Source organism: Oceanobacillus sp. M65 (assembly GCF_052246275.1).
Lineage (GTDB): Bacteria > Bacillota > Bacilli > Bacillales > Amphibacillaceae > Oceanobacillus_B > Oceanobacillus_B jordanicus.
This window is the reverse complement of sequence record NZ_JBQQCJ010000001.1, coordinates 511061-534645: the sequence shown is the minus strand read 5'-3', so window position 1 is coordinate 534645 and position 23585 is coordinate 511061. Positions and strand designations below refer to the sequence as shown.

18 protein-coding genes and 1 riboswitch are annotated in these 23585 nt (G+C 40.3%); of the genes, 10 read left to right on the top strand and 8 right to left on the bottom strand.

The window, feature by feature from the left end:
- Positions 1 to 41 precede the first annotated feature (41 nt).
- Both ACTWPF_RS02540 and ACTWPF_RS02535 read left to right on the top strand, forming a co-directional pair.
- Positions 42 to 731, top strand: coding sequence for a DUF2294 domain-containing protein (locus ACTWPF_RS02540; RefSeq protein WP_106898081.1), 690 nt, complete (start codon positions 42 to 44; stop codon positions 729 to 731).
- Positions 732 to 901: 170 nt separating this feature from the next.
- Positions 902 to 1075 (top strand): hypothetical protein, encoded by a 174-nt coding sequence (locus ACTWPF_RS02535; RefSeq protein ID WP_443148192.1) that lies wholly within the window; start codon positions 902 to 904, stop codon positions 1073 to 1075.
- 193 nt (positions 1076 to 1268) lie between these two features.
- Here the strand turns inward: ACTWPF_RS02535 and ACTWPF_RS02530 are convergent, their stop codons facing one another.
- Together ACTWPF_RS02530 and ACTWPF_RS02525 are read right to left on the bottom strand one after the other, a co-directional pair.
- Positions 1269 to 2051 (bottom strand): TerC family protein, encoded by a 783-nt coding sequence (locus ACTWPF_RS02530; protein ID WP_106898082.1) that lies wholly within the window; start codon positions 2049 to 2051, stop codon positions 1269 to 1271.
- Positions 2052 to 2361: 310 nt separating this feature from the next.
- Positions 2362 to 4110 carry a phospho-sugar mutase gene (locus tag ACTWPF_RS02525; RefSeq protein ID WP_443148191.1) on the bottom strand — a complete coding sequence of 583 codons (1749 nt, stop codon included), beginning with the start codon at positions 4108 to 4110 and terminating at the stop codon, positions 2362 to 2364.
- A 188-nt stretch (positions 4111 to 4298) separates the two neighbouring features.
- Between ACTWPF_RS02525 and ACTWPF_RS02520 the strand changes: the two genes are divergently transcribed.
- Both ACTWPF_RS02520 and ACTWPF_RS02515 read left to right on the top strand, forming a co-directional pair.
- Positions 4299 to 5381, top strand: coding sequence for an AI-2E family transporter (locus ACTWPF_RS02520; protein ID WP_443148190.1), 1083 nt, complete (start codon positions 4299 to 4301; stop codon positions 5379 to 5381).
- Between the two features lie 168 nt (positions 5382 to 5549).
- Positions 5550 to 5726 (top strand): SE1832 family protein, encoded by a 177-nt coding sequence (locus ACTWPF_RS02515; RefSeq protein WP_443148189.1) that lies wholly within the window; start codon positions 5550 to 5552, stop codon positions 5724 to 5726.
- 92 nt (positions 5727 to 5818) lie between these two features.
- On the opposite strand, the gene ACTWPF_RS02510 is transcribed toward ACTWPF_RS02515, so the two are convergent.
- Positions 5819 to 7681, bottom strand: a complete 1863-nt coding sequence (locus ACTWPF_RS02510) for a cation:proton antiporter (protein WP_238017844.1) — start codon at positions 7679 to 7681, stop codon at positions 5819 to 5821.
- 542 nt (positions 7682 to 8223) lie between these two features.
- Here ACTWPF_RS02510 and brnQ point away from each other — a divergent pair.
- Positions 8224 to 9510, top strand: a complete 1287-nt coding sequence (brnQ, locus tag ACTWPF_RS02505) for a branched-chain amino acid transport system II carrier protein (RefSeq protein ID WP_161464364.1) — start codon at positions 8224 to 8226, stop codon at positions 9508 to 9510.
- A 287-nt stretch (positions 9511 to 9797) separates the two neighbouring features.
- The gene (gene recQ / locus ACTWPF_RS02500; protein WP_443148188.1) at positions 9798 to 11933 is read left to right on the top strand and encodes a DNA helicase RecQ; all 2136 of its coding nucleotides are present in this window, start codon (positions 9798 to 9800) and stop codon (positions 11931 to 11933) included.
- 264 nt (positions 11934 to 12197) lie between these two features.
- Here the strand turns inward: recQ and ACTWPF_RS02495 are convergent, their stop codons facing one another.
- Positions 12198 to 13436, bottom strand: a complete 1239-nt coding sequence (locus ACTWPF_RS02495) for an aminopeptidase (protein WP_443148187.1) — start codon at positions 13434 to 13436, stop codon at positions 12198 to 12200.
- A gap of 222 nt (positions 13437 to 13658) precedes the next feature.
- On the opposite strand from ACTWPF_RS02495, the gene ACTWPF_RS02490 reads away from it, so the two are divergent.
- Entirely contained in the window at positions 13659 to 13988 is a 330-nt protein-coding gene (locus ACTWPF_RS02490) for a winged helix-turn-helix transcriptional regulator (protein ID WP_106898090.1), read from the top strand.
- Between the two features lie 176 nt (positions 13989 to 14164).
- On the opposite strand, the gene ACTWPF_RS02485 is transcribed toward ACTWPF_RS02490, so the two are convergent.
- The 4 genes from ACTWPF_RS02485 to megL all read right to left on the bottom strand — a co-directional run bounded on the left by ACTWPF_RS02485 (position 14165) and on the right by megL (position 19205).
- Positions 14165 to 15592 (bottom strand): alanine/glycine:cation symporter family protein, encoded by a 1428-nt coding sequence (locus ACTWPF_RS02485; RefSeq protein ID WP_443148186.1) that lies wholly within the window; start codon positions 15590 to 15592, stop codon positions 14165 to 14167.
- A 110-nt stretch (positions 15593 to 15702) separates the two neighbouring features.
- On the bottom strand, positions 15703 to 16224 hold the full coding sequence (locus ACTWPF_RS02480; protein ID WP_106898092.1) for a hotdog domain-containing protein: 522 nt from the start codon (positions 16222 to 16224) through the stop codon (positions 15703 to 15705).
- A gap of 117 nt (positions 16225 to 16341) precedes the next feature.
- Positions 16342 to 17784, bottom strand: coding sequence for a cardiolipin synthase (gene cls, locus ACTWPF_RS02475; protein ID WP_106898093.1), 1443 nt, complete (start codon positions 17782 to 17784; stop codon positions 16342 to 16344).
- 239 nt (positions 17785 to 18023) lie between these two features.
- Positions 18024 to 19205 carry a methionine gamma-lyase gene (gene megL, locus ACTWPF_RS02470; RefSeq protein WP_106898094.1) on the bottom strand — a complete coding sequence of 394 codons (1182 nt, stop codon included), beginning with the start codon at positions 19203 to 19205 and terminating at the stop codon, positions 18024 to 18026.
- A 196-nt stretch (positions 19206 to 19401) separates the two neighbouring features.
- On the opposite strand from megL, the gene rarD reads away from it, so the two are divergent.
- The 3 genes from rarD to metX all read left to right on the top strand — a co-directional run bounded on the left by rarD (position 19402) and on the right by metX (position 23566).
- Positions 19402 to 20304 carry an EamA family transporter RarD gene (gene rarD, locus ACTWPF_RS02465; protein WP_106898095.1) on the top strand — a complete coding sequence of 301 codons (903 nt, stop codon included), beginning with the start codon at positions 19402 to 19404 and terminating at the stop codon, positions 20302 to 20304.
- 121 nt (positions 20305 to 20425) lie between these two features.
- Positions 20426 to 20544: riboswitch (SAM riboswitch) on the top strand.
- Positions 20545 to 20689: 145 nt separating this feature from the next.
- Positions 20690 to 22438, top strand: coding sequence for an aminotransferase class I/II-fold pyridoxal phosphate-dependent enzyme (locus ACTWPF_RS02460; protein WP_443148185.1), 1749 nt, complete (start codon positions 20690 to 20692; stop codon positions 22436 to 22438).
- An 81-nt stretch (positions 22439 to 22519) separates the two neighbouring features.
- Positions 22520 to 23566, top strand: coding sequence for a homoserine O-acetyltransferase MetX (metX, locus tag ACTWPF_RS02455; protein WP_106898097.1), 1047 nt, complete (start codon positions 22520 to 22522; stop codon positions 23564 to 23566).
- The last annotated feature ends 19 nt before the right edge of the window (positions 23567 to 23585 follow it).

Sequence of the window (23585 nt, the reverse complement as noted above, 5' to 3'; positions counted from 1 at the left end):
ATGATGTGCCTTCCTCTAAAAAGAAGGATGGAACGAAACGAATGGAAAAGACGTTAGAGACCACTTTAGCCAGTACGATTGGCAAACTACTTCGTGATAACTTTGGGAAGGGACCTGGCTCGATATACGTAAGTGTCGGCAAGCCCTTTATTACGATGTATTTAAGAGACTTTTTAGCACCAATGGAAAATGTATTATTAAGTCAGGACAATCCATTACGTGTACAAGAAACACGTGATGCATTGATGAATAAACTTATCCCAGAGATTCAAAATATTATTGTTGCGGAAACAAATGAACAAGTTAAAGGCATTTATTATGACTGGTGCTTAGATAAAAAGACTGGCGTCATCTTCGCAGAATTTGTTTCGAATGAAGATTATGAAAATAATCGACTTGAAGACTATCCAGAAAAGGGTGGCCTACACGAAGAAATTAACCGATTCACAGAACAAGCACAAAAGGTACCAGAAAAGCTACATTCTTATAAGCTAAATTCGCGAACGATTGTGTCGAAACGCGATAAAATATTTGTGGAGATTGAACAAGAGTTAATACGTTCTGGTTTTAATGAACAGCTTCGCTTAGCTAAAAGGAAACTAGAAAAAAGCCTAATAAACAAACCATACCTCGAAGCAGTGCTTGGTTTAACAATAGATGACATATTTGTCGATTGGGATTTTTCAGATGACGCAGGATACGTCATATTAATATTAAATCCAACTAAATAATGGTGGGAATGTCTGGACGATAGTGCCAAGAGATAAGCCGAAAAGGAATCTTTCTTCCTTCTCGGCTTTTTTATTTTCATTTAGATAGCAGTGATATACAAAAAATATTCATCGGCGTCTGACTGAAGGTGCTTACGTGTTTTAGGAAGGACTAATCAGGAGGGATACACATGTTCAAAGTGATGGTAATAGGAAAAAACAGGATTCGCGCATACCTCGCAGAGAACGACAAAATTATTACATTCTCAAATTACAAGGCTGCCGAGAGCTATATAGATAGGATTTTGCAAGCAGATATTCTACCAGACAACTATTCATTACAAATTGAGAAGATGAGTAGCTAAGTGAAGCGTCCGTTTAGTAGCAGCGAATGAAGGAAGCAAGGTAGTTCGAGAAGCCACGCCCAGCTAAAGGTGTTGTTGTTAGTCGATCTACCATCGTGGTGCTCAAAAGCTCGGGTGTAAGAAAAAACGAGAGGATGTCTCATAGCCGAAAAAAGCAGTCATCTCTATAGAAAGATGACTGCTCTCGTCTGGCCTAGTTATCTGTATTATCTTTAACTTTCTCGACCGTGCGTCCAGAGACGAACCAACCTACAACTGCTATTCCTACCAATACTACATAGAAAATAGCCTTCCACAAAGTAGAATGTGGGAAATCATGTGGAATCAACGCAATATCCTCATGCGCTAGTACGATAAGCGCTAGCTTCACACCAACCCACCCAACGATAATGAATGCGGCGATTTCCAACCCAGGGCGCTTGTTAAGTAAATCAACAAAAATATTCGCTGCAAAACGCATAATGATAAGCCCGATCATTCCGCCTGCAAATATAACAAGAAATTGCCCTGTATCGAGACTCCCTATTGTTCCAAGTCCCGTTGCTGGAAGTGCCACAGCCAAGGCTACGGCTGCCAAAATAGAATCGACTGCAAATGCCAAATCGGCAAATTCTACTTTGAGGACTGTCATCCAGAAGCCACTGCCTTTTGCTTTTTCCGATTCTTCTTTTTCCTGAACCTCTCGCTTTGGCTTTAACTTGTCATACAAATGTTTAATCGACATGAACAATAAGTATAATGCCCCTAATGCTTGTACCTGCCAAACGTCAACAAGAAATGAAATAACAAATAGTGAGCCAAAACGAAGCACAAACGCTCCAGCCAGACCGTAAAATAATGCCTTTTTGCGTTGCTCTTCCGGAAGATGTTTCACCATAATGGCAAGCACTAATGCGTTATCAGCAGCTAATAATCCTTCCAGACCAATCAAAACAACAAGTACCCATAAATATTCCAATAATAAATCTACTGGCATTTTTTCTCTCTCCTTTTTTATGATCCTACCAACAGATAAGAACATAAAAAGACCCTTACCTGTTAGTGGTAAAGGTCTCGCAAACAACGTCCGTTGCCAAAATAAGCCGGAGAATATTTCTCGTAATGACGACTTAAATTGTACAGCTACTCCCCTTTAGGAATATTACTTTCTTTATTAAAACGTTTTACGACCAAAAAGTCAATAACAATAGACCCTACCATATATCTAATTATGGGAAAAACTGCTTTCTCTTTGCGGCTTCTTATACATATTTTAGGTTTCCCTGATAGGATTTCTCTATGCAATCTTACTTATCATTCTCTAAAATAACTGCAATTTTATTATCCATTGTTTCTTTCAATGCAGCCAATTTTTGCTGGCTGTCTTCTTTACTGTCTGTGCAAACACCATAATAACATTTGATTTTTGGTTCTGTACCAGATGGTCGTAACGTTACCCAACTATCATTACGAAGAATAAACTTGAGCATATTTTCTTTTGGAAGCTCGATGGTTTCTGACTTCTTCCCTTCGCCGTCAAAAATAGTGCGCTCACTTACCAAATAGTCCTCTATCTTTTCAATTTTGTAGGAAGCTATTTCTTCCAGTGGTTCGTTTCTAAAGCTTTCCATAATGGTAGCAATTTGATCTGTACCTGCTTTTCCTTTCAAGGTCAGGGAGGACATGCCTTCAAGGAAATAACCATGCTGTTCGTAAAGGACATCCAATGCTTCCAACAATGTTTTGCCTTGTTGTTTCCAGTATGAAGCCATTTCACAAGCCATCACAGCAGCCTGTACCGCGTCTTTATCCCTACTCATACTACTAATTAAGTAGCCATAGCTTTCTTCATAGCCAAAAATAAAGGTTTCCCCCGTGGCATCAAACTGATGGATTTTCTCTCCAATATATTTAAATCCAGTCAACGTATTGATCGTTTTCACATCGTAGGCGTCTGCAACAGCTCTTCCTAGTTCTGATGTGACCACTGTTTTGAGCATTCGTGCGCTCTTTAAGACAGTGTGATTGCTGTGAGATAAAATATAATCGAGAAGTAATGCTCCAAGTTGATTTCCTGTTAGCACTTGGTATTCTCCATCTACTCCCTTAGCAGCGACCCCTAAGCGATCTCCATCCGGATCTGTTCCAAGCAGAATATCGGCACCTATTTTCTTACCTTGGGAAATTGCCATCGTAAATGCCTGGTGTTCCTCTGGATTAGGCGAATCTACCGTGGAAAATTCTGGATCTGGAACAGCCTGTTCTTTTACAACTTCTAGCTGGTTAAACTGTAATTGTCGTAAGCCATTTACCACCAGGTCATTTGCTGCACCATGTAATGGAGTGAAGACAATCTTCAAATCTTTTTCACTATCTTGTTCTTCGAAACTTAATTTTGAGATAAGCTTCAATTGTTCCAAATAAGCATTATCAACTTCATTGCCGATCCAATCTAACAATTCCTCTTGCTCCAGGACGTCCTTCTCCATAACAGGGACAAGCAACTCATCCTCTGTCTTTTGGATTTCTTCAATAATTTGTTCAGCCTGAGACGGTGTAATTTGCCCACCATCCTCATTATATACTTTAAAGCCATTGTATTCAGGAGGGTTGTGACTTGCTGTAATCATCACACCCGCTACTGTACCAAAGTAGCGTACCGCAAATGACAGTAACGGAGTTGGTCTTAATGACTCAAAGACATGTGTTTTTATACCGTGTGCCCCCAGTACCTTAGCTGTTTCAACCGCAAATTCCTGTGACATATAACGAGAATCATAAGCAACCACTACACCGCGATCTTTCACATTCACGGTATTCTTTAGAAGATAATTCGCAAGGCCATTTACCGCTCTGCGCACAACATATATATTCATTCGATTCGTTCCAGGTCCTAAAACGCCTCGCATTCCGCCTGTCCCAAATGTTAATTCTTTGTAGAAGGCATCTTCTAACTTTGTCTTATCATTTTGCAAACTTGTTAGCTCTTGTTGCAATGATAAATCTAGATTTTGAAAAGAATGCCACTTTTGAAAACTTTTTTCCCAGTTGTACATGCATTTTTCCCCCAACATATGTATAGATGTTCAAATTCTAGCATACTTTTATTAATTATTCTATTCCTTTCGTTAGCGTGTTTAACCTAAGGGGAATAAGGTTAAACTAATACTTATATACTGCTTCCTATTTCGTTAATAAAACGGTAAACTGAAAGATATAAAAGATTACGAGAGTAGGGTTAGATTTGGTAAATAAACGTTGGTTTCAGGTTTTAGTATTCTTTATATTAGTATTTCTCCTCATTCTTTTAATTTCCGAAACAAATTTTGTATTTGATCCTGTTATCAAGTATTTGGGTGCGGTGGCATTACCTCTAATTGGGGCAGGCATTCTTTATTACCTGACAAAGCCTTTAATGCATTTGTTCGAACGTTTTCGTATTAATCGAATTGTATCTATCTTTCTTGTATTCTTTGTCCTCATTCTACTGGGATATCTCGTGTGGATCTACATAGCTCCCATAGCGCAATACCAGTTTAAGAACTTGATAGACAATATTCCAAAAATGGTAGACTGGGCACAAGGAATGATCACATATTGGCAATCCAACCAAACGATGATTCCTGAACAAGTCGATACGGCAATTAGCAATTTTACGGATAATCTGCAGTCCCATATCGAAAATGTTTTAAATTACCTGTTTGGCTTTATTGGACAGTTAATTTCCGTTATTGCAGCACTTGTATTGGTACCATTCTTCCTGTTCTTCATGCTGAAAGATGGGGATCGACTCATACCATTCGTTACCCAAATTTTCTCTAAGAAAAAAGCAAAGAATCTGCGTAGCCTGCTTGGTAAAATCGATGATACGCTGACCGCTTTTATCCAAGGACAGCTAATCGTCAGCTTTGCTGTAGGTGTTCTATTATTTATCGGCTATCTCATTATCAGGTTAGACTATTCCTTGACGCTTGCCTTATTCGCTATGGTGATGAACGTGATTCCTTTTATTGGGCCATTTATAGCAGTGGTGCCTGCACTGATCGTTGGTGCCTTTCAAGATCCCCTTATGATTGTTTGGGTATCTATCGTTATGCTAATAGCACAGCAAATTGAAAGTAACTTCATTTCACCAAACGTTATGGGGCGTGCGCTAGATTTGCATCCTTTAACAGTTATCACCGTTATCCTTGCTGCAGGTAGTATTGCTGGATTTGTAGGTATTCTCTTCGCCGTACCTTTCTACGCGGTAATAAAGACCATAATCGTTCACTTTTATAAGACTTACCAGAAATCCAAGGATACGAAAGAAGACTCCCTCATATAGAATAGGGAAAGATTTCTAACGAGGCTGGGACCGTCCCAGCCTCGTTGTTTTTTATCTTTAACACCCACAACCAAGCTTTTCACAAACTCCTTACAAATGTAGCAATTATTAGATTTGTCTTGTTTTGCAAAGGGGAAATCGGCTACACTTATTAGAGAGGTGATACGGATGAATAAACAAGCATTAGAAGCTAAATTGGATGAGTTAAAGTCAGACTATGTACGTATTCAAAGCGACATGGACAAGCTTGAGTATGTTCGGGGACGTGTCTCTTCAGCTGAGGAGCAGTTAATCAGACTGGAAAAGGAAATTGCAGAAATTCGTGAAAGATTGGATGAAGCCTAAATTTAAATGCAGAGCACTGTACTAGCAAGCGATTAATTATATTCTACTGTAAACAGAAAGAGTGGGTACCTTTTTATGGCACCCACTCTTTCTTAGTTTTGATTCCCATTTTGATTGTTATTACGATTTGTTTCCAGCTTTGCCTGTATTTTAGCTTTTTCCTTATTCGGTGGTGTCAAACTTACGATGGTATCCCCTACTACTGGGACAGTGCGCATCTCTTCAGAATAAAACTTAAGTTGACCAGACGGCTTGATTAAATATAAAAATACGGTAGATGGATCTTTATCTTCTACATACTGCTTATAATTATATTGTGCCGTTAATGTAGTCTGACGGAAAATATAATGATTTGCCATTTTATCCGTAAGATCATCCATTGAGAATTTTTTATCGAATAGGATTCTTCCGCCTACCTTAGAGACTATCTCTGAATTCGTACTTTTCCCTTCAACAAACGGACTTATCTTAAAGACATTCGTCCTTCCATACTCTGGCATAAACGTAGTACAGATGAGGGAATTATACGCACGATCGTCTGTCGCAGCAAGCAGATATTCATACGGAATTGTATCCAGGTTATACTCCGTTTGCTCTGACAGCATATTGCCATGATAGAAATTCAAACCAGATTCTCTAACCTTGCGCAATCTTTCCCATGAGGAATCTACAATGATAACTGGAAGCCCTGCTTTTTGTAGTGATTTACCAAGCTCAACAGTAAATCTGTTGGCACCGACGATTAATGTACCAGGTTTTCCTTCCATTGACAGATGGAGCTTTTTAGCAAGCCATCCAATTGAAAAACCATGGGCTAGTACGGTAAAGAACACTAAACCAAAAGTGAGGGTTGTCAGAATTCCTGCATCATCATAACCAGCCTCTTGGAGAACTCCACTAAAGTATCCTGAGACTGTAAGTGCTACAATTCCCCTTGGCGCAATCCAACCTACTAGCGCCTTCTCATTAAAGGATAACCCTGTTCCAATGGTCGAGAGAAAGATCGACAATGGTCTAACGATAAACATCATAAGAATAACGTACCCAATAATATTCGGACTAAAAATTTGCAGAAGGGTTTCCAGTTGTAATGACGCTGTCAGCATGATGAAGATCGTCGAAATTAAGAGAATGGATATATTCTCCTTAAAGTGGCGCATATCCGAAATAGAACTTATCCCCATATTTGCTAATGTAATCCCCATCGCAGTCACGGACAGTAAGCCCGTTTCATGCATGATTTCATCTGCACCTGTGAAACAAAGTATGACGACAATTACAACAGCCGGTGACTTTAGGAATTCTGGAATATGTCCTGTTTCAAACATCCAGCCCATTCCACGGCCACATGCCCAACCAAATATTATGGCAAACAGGGAAGCAGCAAAGAATAGTAATAGTTTTGTACCATCAGGATTATCAGCAGTCATAAATGAGATAATCTCGAAAGCGAATACTGCCAGTAAAGCCCCGATTGGATCTACAATGATCCCTTCCCACTTTAGAATCTTTGCTGGACGTGGGTTAAGTTTAGATTGACGTAGTAAAGGCATAATAACAGTCGGACCTGTTACAATAAATAAGCCTCCAATTACAAATGCTACTGCCCAAGATAATCCTGCTATATAATGCGCAGTCAGTGATCCTAGAATCCAGGCAATAAATGCCCCAATAGTGGAAATGCGGAATACGGGTTTTCCCAGATCACGCAATTCTTTAAAACTAAGATTTAGGCTGCCTTCAAATAGTATGATTGCTACAGCTACGGAAATAATGGGACTATATAAACTGCCGAAATCTTCTTCAGGATTAAGTATACCTAGGATTGGACCAGCTAGTAGTCCAGTTATGGACATTACAACAATTGCCGGCATACGATAACGCCAAGCAAGCCATTGAGAGCCAATCCCGAGAAGACCGATCAGCATAACTTCAAATAATAGTGACGGAACCATGTCATACCCCCTATAGGATAGTGTTAATAATAGTGTGACTTACTTTTCCACACTTTGTAATTCTATATTAATAAGGACATTTTATAGGTCTATTAGGAGAAAGTAAACAATTTTAACCTTATATTTTATCGCTAATGTTATGTACACGTATTCATTTAAATAACAAAGGCTGTAAAATCTAGCCATTGACAGCGCGTTTCCCTTCTTGTTACGATTACCTTTGTTTTGCTATCCAAAGTATGGAGTGCACCGTACGTTAAATTGTTTTTTAGCATGAAATGACTTTTTTTGTCAGATAATACAGACTAGAAAAACTAGTATTCACTCTTCTTTTAGGGAATCTGAACGTTTTTCTTGGACTTAGGATCTCAAAATTTTAACTGTACTGTTATTGTTTCCTAACTGAAATTTTATACTTTCCTAAAGTAAAATAAATAAGACAAAATGCAGTTCTAACCAGATGCCCTTTTCTCAGAGGTTCGACCTTTCCATTCTCTAGAGGACAGGGCACAACCTATTTTTCTCCCAAGGAGTTATTTTTAATGAATAAGGATAATATTATCATCGGTTTTATGTTATTTGCTTTATTTTTTGGTGCGGGAAATTTAATTTATCCTCCTGTTCTCGGAATAGAAGCTGGCACATCTTATTTTACCGCAATTAGCGGATTTGTTATCACCGGGGTTGGGCTTCCCCTTCTTGCTGTGACCGCCATATCCTATGTTAAAAATGATGCAAGGGAACTTGCAGACAAGGTGCACCCCTTATTTGGTTTGATCTTTACATCTGTAGTTTATTTAGCAATTGGGCCATTTTTTGGTATCCCTCGTGCTGCAACCGTAGGCTATGAAATGTCTATCGAGCCATTTAAGACTGGGTCCCTTTCACTCTTAATCTTTACAACTTTCTTTTTTATACTCGTATTTATATTTAGTCTTAACCCTTCGAAGGTGGTAAATCAGATTGGCAAATACCTGACACCACTGTTACTGTTGGTTATTACTGCCCTCATAGTTGGTGGGTTCTTTCTATTAAAAGAGCCACTTGGTGAACCTAGCGGTAATTACAAAAGCAATCCCTTTTTTAATGGCTTTGTAGAAGGCTATCTTACCATGGATGCTATCGCCGCACTTGCGTTTGGTATCATTGTCGTTAATGCTTACAGGGAAAGAGGGATCCATAGTAGTCGGGCCATTGTAAAGGAAACCTTGAAGTCTGGTTTGGTGACAGGAATTGGCTTAATCGCAGTATACGGATCAATTGGCTGGATAGGCGCGAAGATGGGCCAACATGGCTCTTTTGATAACGGAGGAGATATCCTTTCTTTTGCTGCTGACACCATTTTTGGAGAATATGGTGTTATTCTTTTAGGTATCATTGTCACTCTAGCCTGTTTTACTACTTCAATTGGTCTAGTCGTTGCATGTGGGCAGTTTTTTTCCAAAGTAACGCCCATTCCATACAAATGGCTAGTATTGATTGTAACGATGGTTAGTTATATTATCGCCAACCAAGGGTTGAACACTATTTTAAGTTTTTCCGTCCCAGTGTTGGTATTCATCTACCCGATTGCCATTGTCTTGATTATCCTTACTTTCTTAAATCAGATGTTTCACGGTTCTCCTTATGTATATCGTTTCGCCATTCTTTTTACAGCCTTTATAAGTCTTTACGACGGCTTAGGGGAGTTTGGTGTACCGCTAACCTGGGCAAACCCATATGTTGAAAAACTGCCTTTTTTCGGTATTGGACTGGGTTGGATTTTACCTGCGATTATTGGTGTATTCTTAGGTTTGATAATCACACAAATAAAAGAACAAAGGCGCTAAAGTACGAGGCTGTTCCATCATTTGGAACACCCTTTTTGTCAATTTAGCGAACGAGCAGCAATCCCCATATTCCGATAAAGTGAAACTTCAATCAGTGGGGGGTTTTCAATATCCCCCACTGATTGTTAGTTGAACCAATCGGGGTGTTAACGTCCGTTTACTCCCACTAAAAACTAACTGTTTCACCTCATGTTTTGAAGTGGGAGTCTTACGGCCAGTTGCACCGGGGCAAAACATACTTCTTTATTCACGAATATGTGATAGGATATTTTTAGAGGAGGAGCGTTATGATGGCAAAAGAACAAGAAATTCTGCAGTCTTATTTTGGTTATGAATCTTTTCGCCCTGGGCAAAAGGAAACGATCCAACATGTCTTGCAGCAACGTAATACCCTGGCTGTCATGCCTACCGGCGGCGGAAAATCCCTTTGTTACCAGGTTCCCGGAATGGTTCTCGATGGCACTGCCATTATTATTTCCCCATTAATCTCATTAATGAAGGACCAGGTAGATGCCCTCCAATCACTAGGGATCCCTGCTACATATATAAATAGCTCGTTAACCACTGAAGAACAACAGCAACGCATGCAGGATATTGCTGCAAAGCGTTACAAATTTGTTTACGTAGCTCCAGAACGCTTTGAATCATCCTTTTTCATCAATGTAATACGACGTATTCCTTTGTCCCTTATTGCCTTTGATGAGGCACACTGTATCTCTCAATGGGGGCACGACTTCAGGCCAAGCTATCGTTCAATTGTACCTAACCTAAGGAAGTTACAGTCCGTCCCTGTCTTGATCGCCCTAACCGCAACAGCAACGGGAGAAGTGATTAAGGACATTCAGCAAATGCTGCAGATGGATCATGTTATAAATACAGGTTTTGAACGCGCAAACCTGAACTTCCATCTTATAAAAGGAAAGGACAAGCCCACCTATATACGTTCGTTTATTCAAAAACATGAGGACGAATCTGGTATTATTTATACGGCAACTCGAAAACAAGCAGACGCCTTACATGAGCAATTGACCAAACGAGGCGTTTCGGTATCAAAATATCATGCTGGGTTAAGTGAGTCAGAACGGAAACAAGCCCAGACTGCTTTTATTCATGATGAAACAACGGTCATGATTGCGACAAATGCCTTTGGGATGGGTATTGATAAGTCAAATGTCCGTTATGTTATTCACTATGCCATGCCTATGAATATAGAATCCTATTACCAAGAGGCAGGAAGAGCCGGACGGGATGGAGAGATGAGTGATTGCATCCTACTCTTCTCCCCTCAAGACATTCAATTGCAGAAATTCCTAATTGAGCAGTCTCAGATGGAAGAAGCAGCAAAGCAAGGCGAATACAGAAAGCTACAGGCAATGATCAATTATTGCCATACCCATAGTTGTCTGACTAACTTTATATTAGACTACTTTTCAGATATGCCTTCACGCGAAGGATGTGGTCGCTGTAGTAATTGTCTAGAGCGCCAAGAAAAAAGTGATATTACAGAGGAAGCCCAAAAGATTCTTTCTTGTGTCAAACGGATGGGAGAACGATTTGGTGTAGGAATGACCGCCAAAGTGTTAAAGGGATCCAAAGATAAAAAGATAAGCCAGTTTCAGCTTACCTCCATCTCAACGTACGGCATCCTTTCCTCTTATACTGAAAAAGAACTGACCGAGTGGATTCACTTTTTGATTGCAGAGCAACTGCTTGCTACAGAAGAAGGGAAATTTCCTGTGTTAAAACTTAATCAACAATCCGTTGAAGTGCTGAAAGGAAAACGACAGGTATGGATGTTTACTGCACCTATTCCTCAATCTGAGGAGACTGACTATCATGAGGATTTATTTACAGCGTTACGAGCAAGACGGAAGGAGTTAGCGGATGAAAGGAACGTTCCACCATATGTCCTCTTTTCTGATGCTACACTAAAGGAACTAAGTCGTTACTTCCCTGTTACAAAAGAAGATATGCTAACCATTAAAGGAATTGGCGAGAAAAAATACGAGCAATATGGAGAAACCTTTCTCCAAGTTATACAGGAATGGCGCCAAGGTAATCAAGATGTAACAGAACGGGTACGCATTTCGGACACTCCTCGAGCAAAGCCACGCAAAGAGAGTGAGGAAGGTCCTAGTCACCTTGTTAGTTATAAATTGTTCCAATCTGGCAAGTCTATAAAAGATATTGCCGCGATGCGAGACCTTTCTAAGCAAACTGTAGAAAGCCATTTATTTAAAGCTTACAAAGATGGACACCCCCTCTTATGGCAAATATTTTTCAATGAAGAGGAAGAGGCAAAAGTCCTTGCAGTACACCAGCAATTAGAAGAACCTAAACTTAGAGAAATAAAAGAAACGCTCGGCGATAGCTTCGACTATACCAAAATCAAAGCAGCCCTTGTAAAGAATGACAAGATGTAATCCTAAGAGAAAGAGGCCATACTCCGCATTAACGAAGTATGGCCTCTTTTTAAATTGAAATAGGAAAGCATAAGATCTTGTTCTCATTGCCGTTCATTAACAGGAATAGCCACGTCCAGCTCCAGCATCCAGAAACTAGGCGACTTCTCGCTCCAGCCGCTATGTGGTATGTGGGCCCGGAGGATGCGGGTCATGCCGACGTTGCCTCAGGACGAGGCGAACTTAGTCGGCGTTCCTTAATACGGGCGCTTGCGCTTTTGTTTACTATTTTATATTCAATGCCCAAGTACCATTACGGAACACGGCTTCTGTAGTTCCATCAGCAAGAACACCATCAATATCAAGTTGCTCTGAGCCGATCATAAAGTCAACATGTGTAAGGCTATCGTTTACGCCATGCTTATCCAATTGCTCCTCATCCATTGCAGAGCCACCCTTCAAGTTTGTTGGATAGGCTTTACCTAACGCAATGTGAACAGACGCATTTTCATCAAATAGCGTGTTATAAAAAATTAACCCAGACTGGGAAACTGGTGATTCATGTGGTACTAACGCAATCTCACCAAAACGTGTTGCCCCTTCATCTGTATCAAGTAAATGCTTCAGTGTGTCTTCCCCTTGCTCTGCTTTAAAGTCGACAACTTTTCCATCTTTTAATGTCAGGCTAAAATTATCAATTAGGCTACCACCATAATTCAATGGCTTCGTGCTAGAAACTGTACCATTAACCCCATACTTATGTGGCATAGAGAATACTTCTTCTGTTGGCATATTCGGGTTGAACGTAGTTCCGCCCTCTGTTACAGCAGACCCACCTTTCCAAATATGTCCTTCTGGAAGTTCCATTTCTAAGTCAGTTCCAGGCGCTCTAAATAAAAGTTTTTTATAATCCTTTTTATTTAAAATCTCCCGCGCTGTTCTCAATGTCTCATTGTGGGCATCCCAAGCTGCTGCTGGGTCTTCCTGATCAACTCTTACAATCTTCACAATAGCGTCCCAAAGGGCCTCTACTGCATCTTCTTTTGTTTTGTCAGGGAAGATTTTTTGCGCCCAATCACCTGTTGGAATAGAGATAATAGACCAAGCAATTCGGTCGTTCATTGTATATTTGCGGAAATTTTTCATAGCCTGTGCTGCAGCCTTATTTGCTTTTGCTACTCTTGTTGGATCAATATCTTTAAGCAAATCAGGATTTGTAGAACGGATATTTAATACCGCTGCGCCATCCTCAGCAAAGCTGTCATGTAATTGGACCTTCCAATCTGGATAGGATGCAATCACTTCATCTGGTGCATTTTCATATTTTAACAAGGTCAGTTCATCATCAACCCAATTAATATGTACATCTTTAGCACCCATTTCATAGGCTTTACGGACAACAATTTTAGTGAAATCCGCTCCCTCTAATGGTGCATTAATCATTAACGCTTGGTTTTTTTGTAAATTAACTCCTTTACGAAGCGCTAAATCTGCATACTTTTCTTTTGTTTGTTGACTAACCATCCTTCTACCTCCAATAAATAAATTTCGTATACCGTTATTATTTCATAAAACGAAAGAAATTACCAAAATAACTTTTCAAATAGTACGACTATAATCCCCAATTCTTATCTCTATTTACGGCCAATAAGAGTTGTGTTATGATAATAAGAAGGTAGTTACTTTTTGTAATTAATGTAGATTTATTAGCTTTAGAGCATATCGTCGTAGAGTGAGGTGATGATCATGGAGAAATTATGTCCACGTTTTGAAAAGGCAATGGGACTTCTTAGCACACGCTGGGTTGGTTTAATACTATCTGATTTGCTCGGTGGGACAAAGCGTTTCTCGGAGATGGAATCTGACTTACCTATTAGCGGACGATTACTCTCTGATCGATTAAAAATGCTCGAAAAAGAAGGAATCGTAAAGCGAAATATTTATTCAGAGTTCCCTGTTAGAATAGAGTATTCTCTTTCAGATAAAGGAAAGGCTCTTGAGCCAGTGATACAAGAGATTCAATGCTGGGCCGACAATCATGTTACAGAAGAAGAATTGAATACAGAATGTGAGTAAACTGGACGGCATTTGCCGCCCTTTTTTTATATGTTAGGAAAGTATAGAATTTTGGCTAGGAAGCAATGAACGTCGTTATTTCACAGTATTTACACCATCAAAACAGACAAAAAGCCGATCGACTTCGAATGATAGTTTCGAATCACGATCGGCTTTTTCTTTACTAAGCTTTTACTTTATTTTTCTTTGTCAGAGCTCTGATCTCTGCCCCAAAAAGCAATCCCGTCTTCATCTTCAAGTGTATCTCGGTAGAAGACAGGATCCTTACCGGCTTTACGTTGTGTTATATAATCCTGTAATACCCGGTTGGCAATCTTAAATAACCGCGTTATGGCATAGAGGTTAATAAGAGCCATTACTGCCATGGCCAAATCAGCCAAAGACCAAACAAGATCAAATGCAGCGACCGCTCCAAATACTACCATAAGCAATACGGCTACACGGTAAAGAAACATCACCAATCGACTGTTTTTAATATAGGCAATATTACTTTCGCCATAATAGTAATTCCCTAAAATAGAACTGTAACCAAATAACAGAATAGCGATGGCAATAAATGTACTTGCCCAATCACCTATATGGAAAGCAAAAGCATCTTGGGTTAGCTGAATCCCGTCAAGATCTTCTTTCCCCTCATAACCACCTGCTGTAATAAGAATGAATCCTGTAGCACTACAAATAAGGATCGTATCAACAAACACTCCGAATGCTTGAATAAACCCTTGCTTTGCCGGATGTGTTACCTCTGCAGTGGCAGCAGCGTTGGGCACACTACCCATACCTGCCTCATTGGAAAATAGCCCTCTTTTAATTCCCATCATTATCGCAGCACCAAATCCACCACCAGCTACTTCTCGAATTCCAAATGCGTTTGTAAATATGATCGAAATCATATCAGGTATTGCGGTGAAGTTAGTTAGAAGTATATAGACAGAAATAAAAATATAGAGTATAGCCATTACTGGTACGATGACTTGAGACACATTGGCAATGCTTTTAATTCCGCCAAATATGACAATAGCGGTAAAGACGAATAAAATCCCTGCAAGTAAACCCTTATTCAAATCATATTGTTCAGAAAAAGCTAAACTAATCGTGTTGGATTGTACCGAGTTAAAAATAAGACCGTATGTGATCGTAATAATAACGGCAAAAGCAATAGCTAGCTTACGGTTTTTTAATCCCTTTTCCATGTAATAAGCTGGCCCGCCACGATATTGATTTTTCTCCGGAACTTTATAAACCTGTGCCAACGTACTCTCTACAAACCCAGAAGCTGCTCCTAGAAGCGCGATGAGCCACATCCAAAATACCGCTCCTGGACCACCTGCTGCAATTGCTGTAGCAACCCCTGCCATATTACCTGTTCCGACACGTGATGCGGCACTAATGGCAAAGGCTTGGAATGCAGATGTCCCCTTTTTACCAGACGCGCTTAACGTTCGCTTGTCGAAAAGGACCCGGATCATTTCTGGAAAATAACGAAATTGGACAAAACCTGTTCGAATGGTAAACCATAAACCAAGTCCGATTAAGACAACAATTAATATGTAGCTCCATAGAACATTGTTTATATCACCAATAATATTTTCTAATAATGCCATGTGATTATCCTCCTTGTTGTGTTGGTTGCTTAGGGCTCATATACCCCTTTTTTCGACTATGCGAACCTACAGACAACCAAATCGAAAAGAAGCCCCGTTATAAAGGCTTCTTATCTCTCTTTGTTCCAAGGAAAACTTGTACCGAATTCCTCCGCCAGCTCCTTGGATTGTTTTCTTCTTTCTTTACGATGGGCTGCACGAAGAGCCCCATTTTCATGAAGCTTTTTTTCATGTTCCGTTACAGGGTAGACTTGCGGAACCGGTATAGGAGTCCCGTCTTCATCAATCGCAACAAAGGTAAGAAAAGCAGTAGTACACACTTTTCTTTTGCCAGTCAGCAAATCCTCTGTTACAGCCTTCACAAATACCTCCATGGACGTATTATGTGTCCATGTTACAAAGGCTTCCATACAGATGGAGTCGCCTTCCTTAACAGGCTGTAGGAAATCTACTGAATCCGTAGAAGCTGTCACAACTAGTTGCCTAGCATGCCTGACAGCAGCAATTGCGGCCACATCATCAATATGGGCCATCAGTTTTCCTCCAAATAGGGTGCCATGTGTGTTCGTATCTGGTGGTAATACATGGGATGTCTTTACTGTTAGCGATTCAGAGCATGGCTTTCTATTCACAGCACTTCCTCCTTTATATTCCTTCATTATAGAAAATAATCGTTTTAAAGCGTATTGATATATATTACCACAAGTCATTGGATGGGCAAAAGCCCATTCCCATCTCTCTTTAGTATTTTACAAAACAGGTGATAATAGTCGTGAAATAGATTCTTTAAAGCGAATCCCGAGAGAACGCTGGTCATAAAGCTTTTTCGTCATTTGTGTCGAGTGTTCAATATCATTGTTAAATGCCTCGACTAGTCTTTCGGTTACCCCTTTATCATAAAGGAAAGCATTCACTTCAAAATTTAAACGGAAACTGCGCACATCAATATTTGCAGTTCCCACAGATGCTATTTTTCCATCTACTACAATGGTTTTAGCATGCAGAAAGCCATTTTGATAAATATAAATCTCTGCTCCTGCATTTAATAAATCGCCAATGTAGGAAAGAGTTGCCCAGTACACAAAAGGATGGTCAGGCTTATTCGGAATCATAATTCTCACTTTCACCCCTGACAGTGTCGCAATTCGTATGGCGTCTCGCAAACTGTCATCAGGAATAAAATAGGGGGTTTGAATGTATATATATTCTTTAGCTGACATAATCATTTTGATGTAACCATTTTTAATTTGTTCCCACTCAGAATCTGGCCCACTGGAGACGATCTGAATCCCGACATCTCCCTTATGGCTATGGTTATAGTATCGTTCATCATAAAAAATATGATGTCGTGAAGCCTGATTCCAATCTAGTATAAATCGTGTCTGCATATTTGTTACCGCATCTCCGCATATCCTTAAATGGGTGTCACGCCAATATCCAAATTTTTTGACTGTACCAAGGTATTCATCCCCAATATTAAATCCCCCAGTATAGCCCACTTTCCCATCAATAATGGCTAATTTACGGTGATTCCGATAATTTATTTTAAAATTGATCTTCGGTATCTTTGGCGGAAAAAAGGCTTCTACTTGAGCGCCAGCCCGACGAAGTCTTTTTATGTATCTGGGTTTTAGCGTTCTGGAACCCATGTCATCATAGAGCACCCGAACTTCAATTCCCTCATTAGCCTTCTTGATTAATACGTCTGCAATTCTATCTCCTAGTTGATCACTTCTTAAAATATAGTACAGAAGATGTATATGATCGGTAGCTCTCTCCATATCCTGGATTAAAGCATCAAACTTTTCCTTACCGTCTGTAAAAATATCCACGGTATTATCTTGGGTAAAAATAGCATCATCATTGCGTAGATGTAGATAAACTAAATCTTCATACTCGGCGATCTCCTCATGCTTAAAGCTAAAGTTATTTCTTTCCAGGGCCCGCAGTTGGGATTGGACAGCAGTCTTTACACCGAGACGACTTTTCGTGTCCCAAGTGAAAATTCTACGTTTACTTATTGGCTTTCCAAAAATTAAGTAAAGAAAGAACCCGATAATCGGAATAAACAATAATACCATCAACCACGCCCACGTAGAAGTGGCATCCTTTCTTTCCAAAAAGATAATGGAGATGCCTAGCGCAATATTAAAAAAGATAGTTAGACCTAATAATAAGGATATGATTTCCATATGTAAGGCTCCCTCCAAAACTCTGCTCACGGTCTAAAACGGATCATTTATATAATATAGCACATCTTTCCATATACCGTCATATGGGTACCATGCACCTATCCCATCTTATATATTTACCCTCAGAGCTTGAAGATTATGCCAGGAAAAAATGACAAGCAAATATCGCCTAGTTAAAAACAAAAACGAAGAAGCCGAGAAAAAACCCTCACAGAGTGCCTCTGTAAGGGGTAGCAATACTATATTTTACTTAGTGCCTGTTCCAAATCATGCCAAATATCTTCCCATGCCTCTAATCCCGCTGAAAGCCTTATAAGCTGATCAGTTATCCCCATCTCCATACGAGTGTCTTCTGGGATAACCGCATGTGTCATTGTTGCCGGATGCTCAATTAATGTCTCCGCATCCCCTAAGCTTACTGCAATTTTTATAAAAGTGAGATGGTTAAGCAATGTTTGGGCGTCCTTTTTTGAACCATAAATCTCAAAGGAGAGAACCCCGCCTCCGCGTCTCATCTGTTCATCAAAATTCTGCTCCTTCATCTGGGCACTAAATGGATAATAAACAGCCGATATCTTAGGATGGTTCTCGAGCAATCTTGCAATCTTTTCTGCATTATCACAATGCCGGTCCATTCGGATAGGTAATGTTTTCATACCCCGAAGAAGCAGCCATGCATCAAATGGAGAAATAATGCCTCCAATATCTTTCTGTGTTGTCATGGCAACTGAATCAAGAAACGCTTTCTTTCCTACTACTAGGCCTGCTATCACATCACCATGCCCACCAATATACTTGGTAGCACTATGAACTACGATGTCACAGCCAAGTTCAAGTGGTCGCTGTAAATAGGGTGTGGAGAATGTATTGTCGACCACAACAGGAATATCATACTCCTTTGCTATATCTGCAACCATTTTAAGATTAATTAACCGGATCGTCGGATTAATTGGTGTTTCGACATAAATACATGCTGTTTCTGGTTTTATTTTTTCTCGGATACTCTCTTCAGTATCCATTACTGAAAAGTCATGGCTTATCTGGTACTTCTCTTGTAGCATAGATAAAAGGCCGTAGGTACAGCCATAAAGCCCTGAAGAACATAGAATATGATCGTTTGCTTTTGTTAGAGCAATTAGCACTGAAGACACAGCAGCCATTCCTGAAGCAAAAGCTAGACCACGTTCAGCCTGCTCTAATGAAGCAATTCTCTCTTCTAGAATCTTTACTGTTGGATTCCCTAGCCGTGAGTAAATGTAGCCCTCTTCCTCCCCTGCAAACCGCCTTTCTCCTTGTTCTGCGGTAGCAAATGTGAACGTGGAGGTCTGGAAAATAGGTGGTGTCAGACTCCCCAGCATATCCTTTGCGTCATAGCCCTGGTGGATAACTGCTGTTTCGATATGTTGATCGTCTTTCTTCACAAAGATCCCCCCTGAAATGATTTCTTATTCTACTACTATCTTATTCTATTAACACTTTTTTTGAAAGCGTTTTCTTATAACTACAATCATGCTTTTTGCTTTTTAGATCAGACTCTTTTAAAATGGAGTTTATTTGATAAAAGAAGTTTTGCAGTTACACGCGGGGGACAAATTTGTATAGAAAAGAAGGGTTGGCATGAACGCAAAACAGGAACAAACAGGCATTCTACTAACTGCAGGGGCATATTTACTCTGGGGTTTTCTACCGATCTACTGGAAGGCAGTGAATCATGTATCTGCTGGTGAAATTCTCGCACACAGAATAGTATGGTCGTTCGTCTTCATGCTAGTACTCATTGCCTTGCTAGGAAAGTGGTCCACCGTACTCAAGGAATGCAAAGCAATCTTGACCAACAAAAAGCAATTAATTGCTGTGATTTTTGCATCCATTATGATTACACTCAACTGGCTGACCTTCATTTGGGCTGTGAATAGCGACCATGTTCTTCAAGCAAGCCTTGGCTATTATATTAATCCATTAATTAGTATATTACTCGGTATTCTCGTGTTAAAAGAAACCCTGACAAAAAGACAGCTGGTTTCCTTTATTCTTGCAGGTGCAGGCGTTCTATTTTTAACAGTTAGCTACGGGGTTTTCCCTTGGGTATCCTTATTGCTCGCTATGAGCTTTGGGCTATACGGATTATTTAAAAAGAGATTAAATGTAGGAGCTTTTGCTAGTTTAACAATTGAAACAATGTTTATTACACCAATAGCTATCCTTTATTTACTGATTATCCCGGAAAATATTTTTCAGGCTAATACTTTCTTTACGTCCTCCACCTTGCTACTCATTGGCGCAGGAATCGTTACAGCAGTTCCGTTACTTTTGTTTGCAGGTGGAGCAAGAAGAATACCGCTAGCCATGATTGGGTTTCTCCAATACATTGCTCCGACCATTATGTTGGTTCTCGGTGTGTTTGTATATAATGAAACCTTCACTACTGCTCATTTAATCGCATTTTCTCTTATCTGGATAGCCCTCATCAACTATATGCTATCAACTTATTTCCCTTTTCGAAAAAGGGCGAGAGAATAGACCGTATGTCACTTAACAAGAGGTTCTTGCCTCTTGTTTTTTTACTATACAATTATTTTCAATAAACGGTTGACAATCGCGTATAATCGGTTTTATAATGTGAATAATTTAAAAATTAAATCTCTTATCAAGAGCGGTGGAGGGAATAGGCCCTGCGAAGCCCGGCAACCTGAAAGCAAACCTTGTTTGCTTCCGATGGTGCTAAATCCTACAGATCATCTTGGATCTGGAAGATAAGAGGAGGAACGTGAATTATACGCCCTCTTCTTAGGAAGAGGGCTTTTTATATTCCCCCCTCCTCCCCCAGACCGGTTACACTGCAAACTGCAGTCTTACATCGAAAAGCTGTTGACTGGCAGTCCATAATCTTAAAGGAGGAATTTACATGTCATCATTTACTTACCAACAGGATGAAACAACGTTACTTCACGGAGGACAGGTGCCTGATCCATCTACCGGGGCAAGGGCTGTACCCATTTATCAAACAACTTCTTATGTGTTCAATAATACGGAGCATGCACAAAACCTATTTGGTTTATCAGAAGCGGGCAACATTTATTCACGGATAGGGAACCCAACGGTTGACGTATTTGAACAACGAATTGCCCAACTGGAAGATGGAGTTGCAGCTGTAGCTACGTCATCAGGTATGGCCGCAATATCCTTTGCAATATTAAACATTGCCGGATCTGGAGATGAAATTGTTGCAGACAGCAATTTGTATGGTGGTACCTACAACTTATTTACTCACACGTTGCCGCGCTATGGAATAACTGTAAAATTTGTAGATGGGACCGATCTTGAAGAAATCAAGAATGCTATAACAGACAAGACAAAAGCTATTTTTGGAGAAATCATTACAAACCCTAGTCTAAATATCTTTGATGTAGAGGCTGTATCAGCCATCGCTCACCAGCATGGCATCCCGCTCATTATTGATAACACGTTTGCACCGTACTTAACCAAGCCACTTACTTGGGGAGCGGATGTCGTTGTCCATTCAGCTACAAAATGGATCGGTGGACATGGAACAACAATTGGTGGTGTTGTGGTTGACGGTGGCCGCTTTAATTGGAACAATGCGAGATTTAAAGGGTTTACTGAGCCTCAGGAAAGCTATAACGGATTACGTTTTATTGATGTCGGGGCAGCCGCCTTTGCGACAAAATTACGCGTAGAGCTTTTACGTGATATTGGAGCTTGTTTAAGCCCACAAGGTGCCTTTCAGTTATTACAGGGACTGGAGACATTACATTTGCGAATAGAAAAACACACTAAAAATGCTCAAGAAATTGCTGCGTACCTAGCCGATCACCCTGCTGTTGAATGGGTAAACTACCCTGGTCTACAAAACCATCCCTCTCACCAGCTAGCTAAAAAGTATTTAAAAAACGGATATGGTTCTATCATAACGTTTGGCATAAAAGGTGGCCGGGAAGCTGGCCGGAAACTGATTGATTCCATATCATTATGGTCACATGTAGCGAATGTGGGGGATGCGAAGTCACTCATTATCCATCCAGCCTCGACTACCCACCAGCAGCTTAACCCAGAAGAGTTGAAAAGCTCCGGGGTGTCGGAAGAGTTAGTTCGATTATCTATCGGGTTAGAAGCTACTTCTGACCTGCTAAGCACATTGGATGAGGCGATCAATCAGGCTGTTGGTAAAACAACGAACCAAAAACCTTCGGAAAAAGATGCAATAGAATGGCTCGTCAGATCTCCATTCGACCGAAGTGATGGGACAGTAAGACAAAAAGCAATCGCAGTTTATACTGAAGGAAACAATAGAGAAGTGAATAAAACAATTGAACAGCTTAAAGCACTCGGATTCCTTGTTCCAACAATCCAGCAGGAAATCAACGGAGAAAAGAATCGTTTTACTCAGTTAGCAGATGTACCTTATCAAGTAGACGCTGTCTATGTAGATCACAACGTCCTTCCATCTGACACTTTAGAACAATTCATAAATAAGCAAAGCAGTATCTTATGGGTACGTTATCTAGAGGGCCATACACAACTTATCGAAAATGCTGAGGCAACCGGGATTACAGTTGTCTCTGGAAATACCCCCTATGATGAATTCATCCGCTTAAGGGGAGGGCTTCCTGAGAGTGTGATTGCAGGAGTGTGAGAATGGAAATTTCCTGGGAGGTTATCTTGTGATAAATGAATCAACCAAAGCACTACTCTTCAAGGGTAAGGAGGGCGTTTTATGACAAATTCCCAGAGAACGGTTGCTACTACTGGGGACATCACCATTGGACCACTCCTCCTCACTTCTGGGGAGCTGCTTGAGGAGGTTTCTCTCCGTTATGAGATTTCCGGACCAGAGGGTGCTCCTTTTATTCTTGTATGCCACGCCTTAACAGGGAACCAGCATACAATTGGAAATGATAAAAATCCCGGCTGGTGGAGTGGTCTTATTGGCGAGAGTATGTATGTTGACACAGACGCCTATCAAGTCCTCACCTTTAATGTACTTGGTGGTTGTCATGGCTCAACAGGTCCCACCACTATTCATAACAAGACCAATGCGGCCTACCGAAGTCATTTCCCTGACATCACGGTTAGGGATATGGTCCATGCTCAACACAAGGCATTGACAATAATGGGTATCCACCACCTTGCTGCCGTGATGGGAGGATCACTCGGAGGTATGCAGGTAATGGAATGGGGACTCCTCTATCCAGATAAAATGGATAAACTCATCGTTCTTGCCTCTACTCCAGTGTTTACAGACTACGGGATTGCTTACAACCATATTGCTGAAACATCCATTAAACAGGATCCCGCCTGGAAAAATGGCCAGTATGAATCGAACCATTCATTAAAAGGATTGGAAATTGCTAGGATGATTGGCATGGTCACCTATAGAAGTGCTACCTTGTTCAATCAGCGTTTTGATCGAAAAGGTAATCAACTTAAATATGACGTTAGTAGTTATTTAGACCACCAGGGAAAAAAATTGACAGAGAGGTTTGATGCGAACAGTTATTTGACGTTGCTCCGTGCAATGAACGAGCATGATATTGGAAAGGACAGAGGTGGTTGGGAGGTTGCCGCAAGAAGTATGAAGCCTCCCCTGCTTGCAATAAGCTACGATAGGGATTTAATTTTTGAGCCCTCCTTCATGAAACAGTTCGTAAGCGAAGTGGCAAATGGAAGTTACTTTCACGTAGATACAGAGTTTGGCCATGATGGTTTTCTAACAGAATTCAACAAATGGGGACCTGTGGTCGAACACTTCCTAAACAATTAATATAATAGCTTACAGAAAA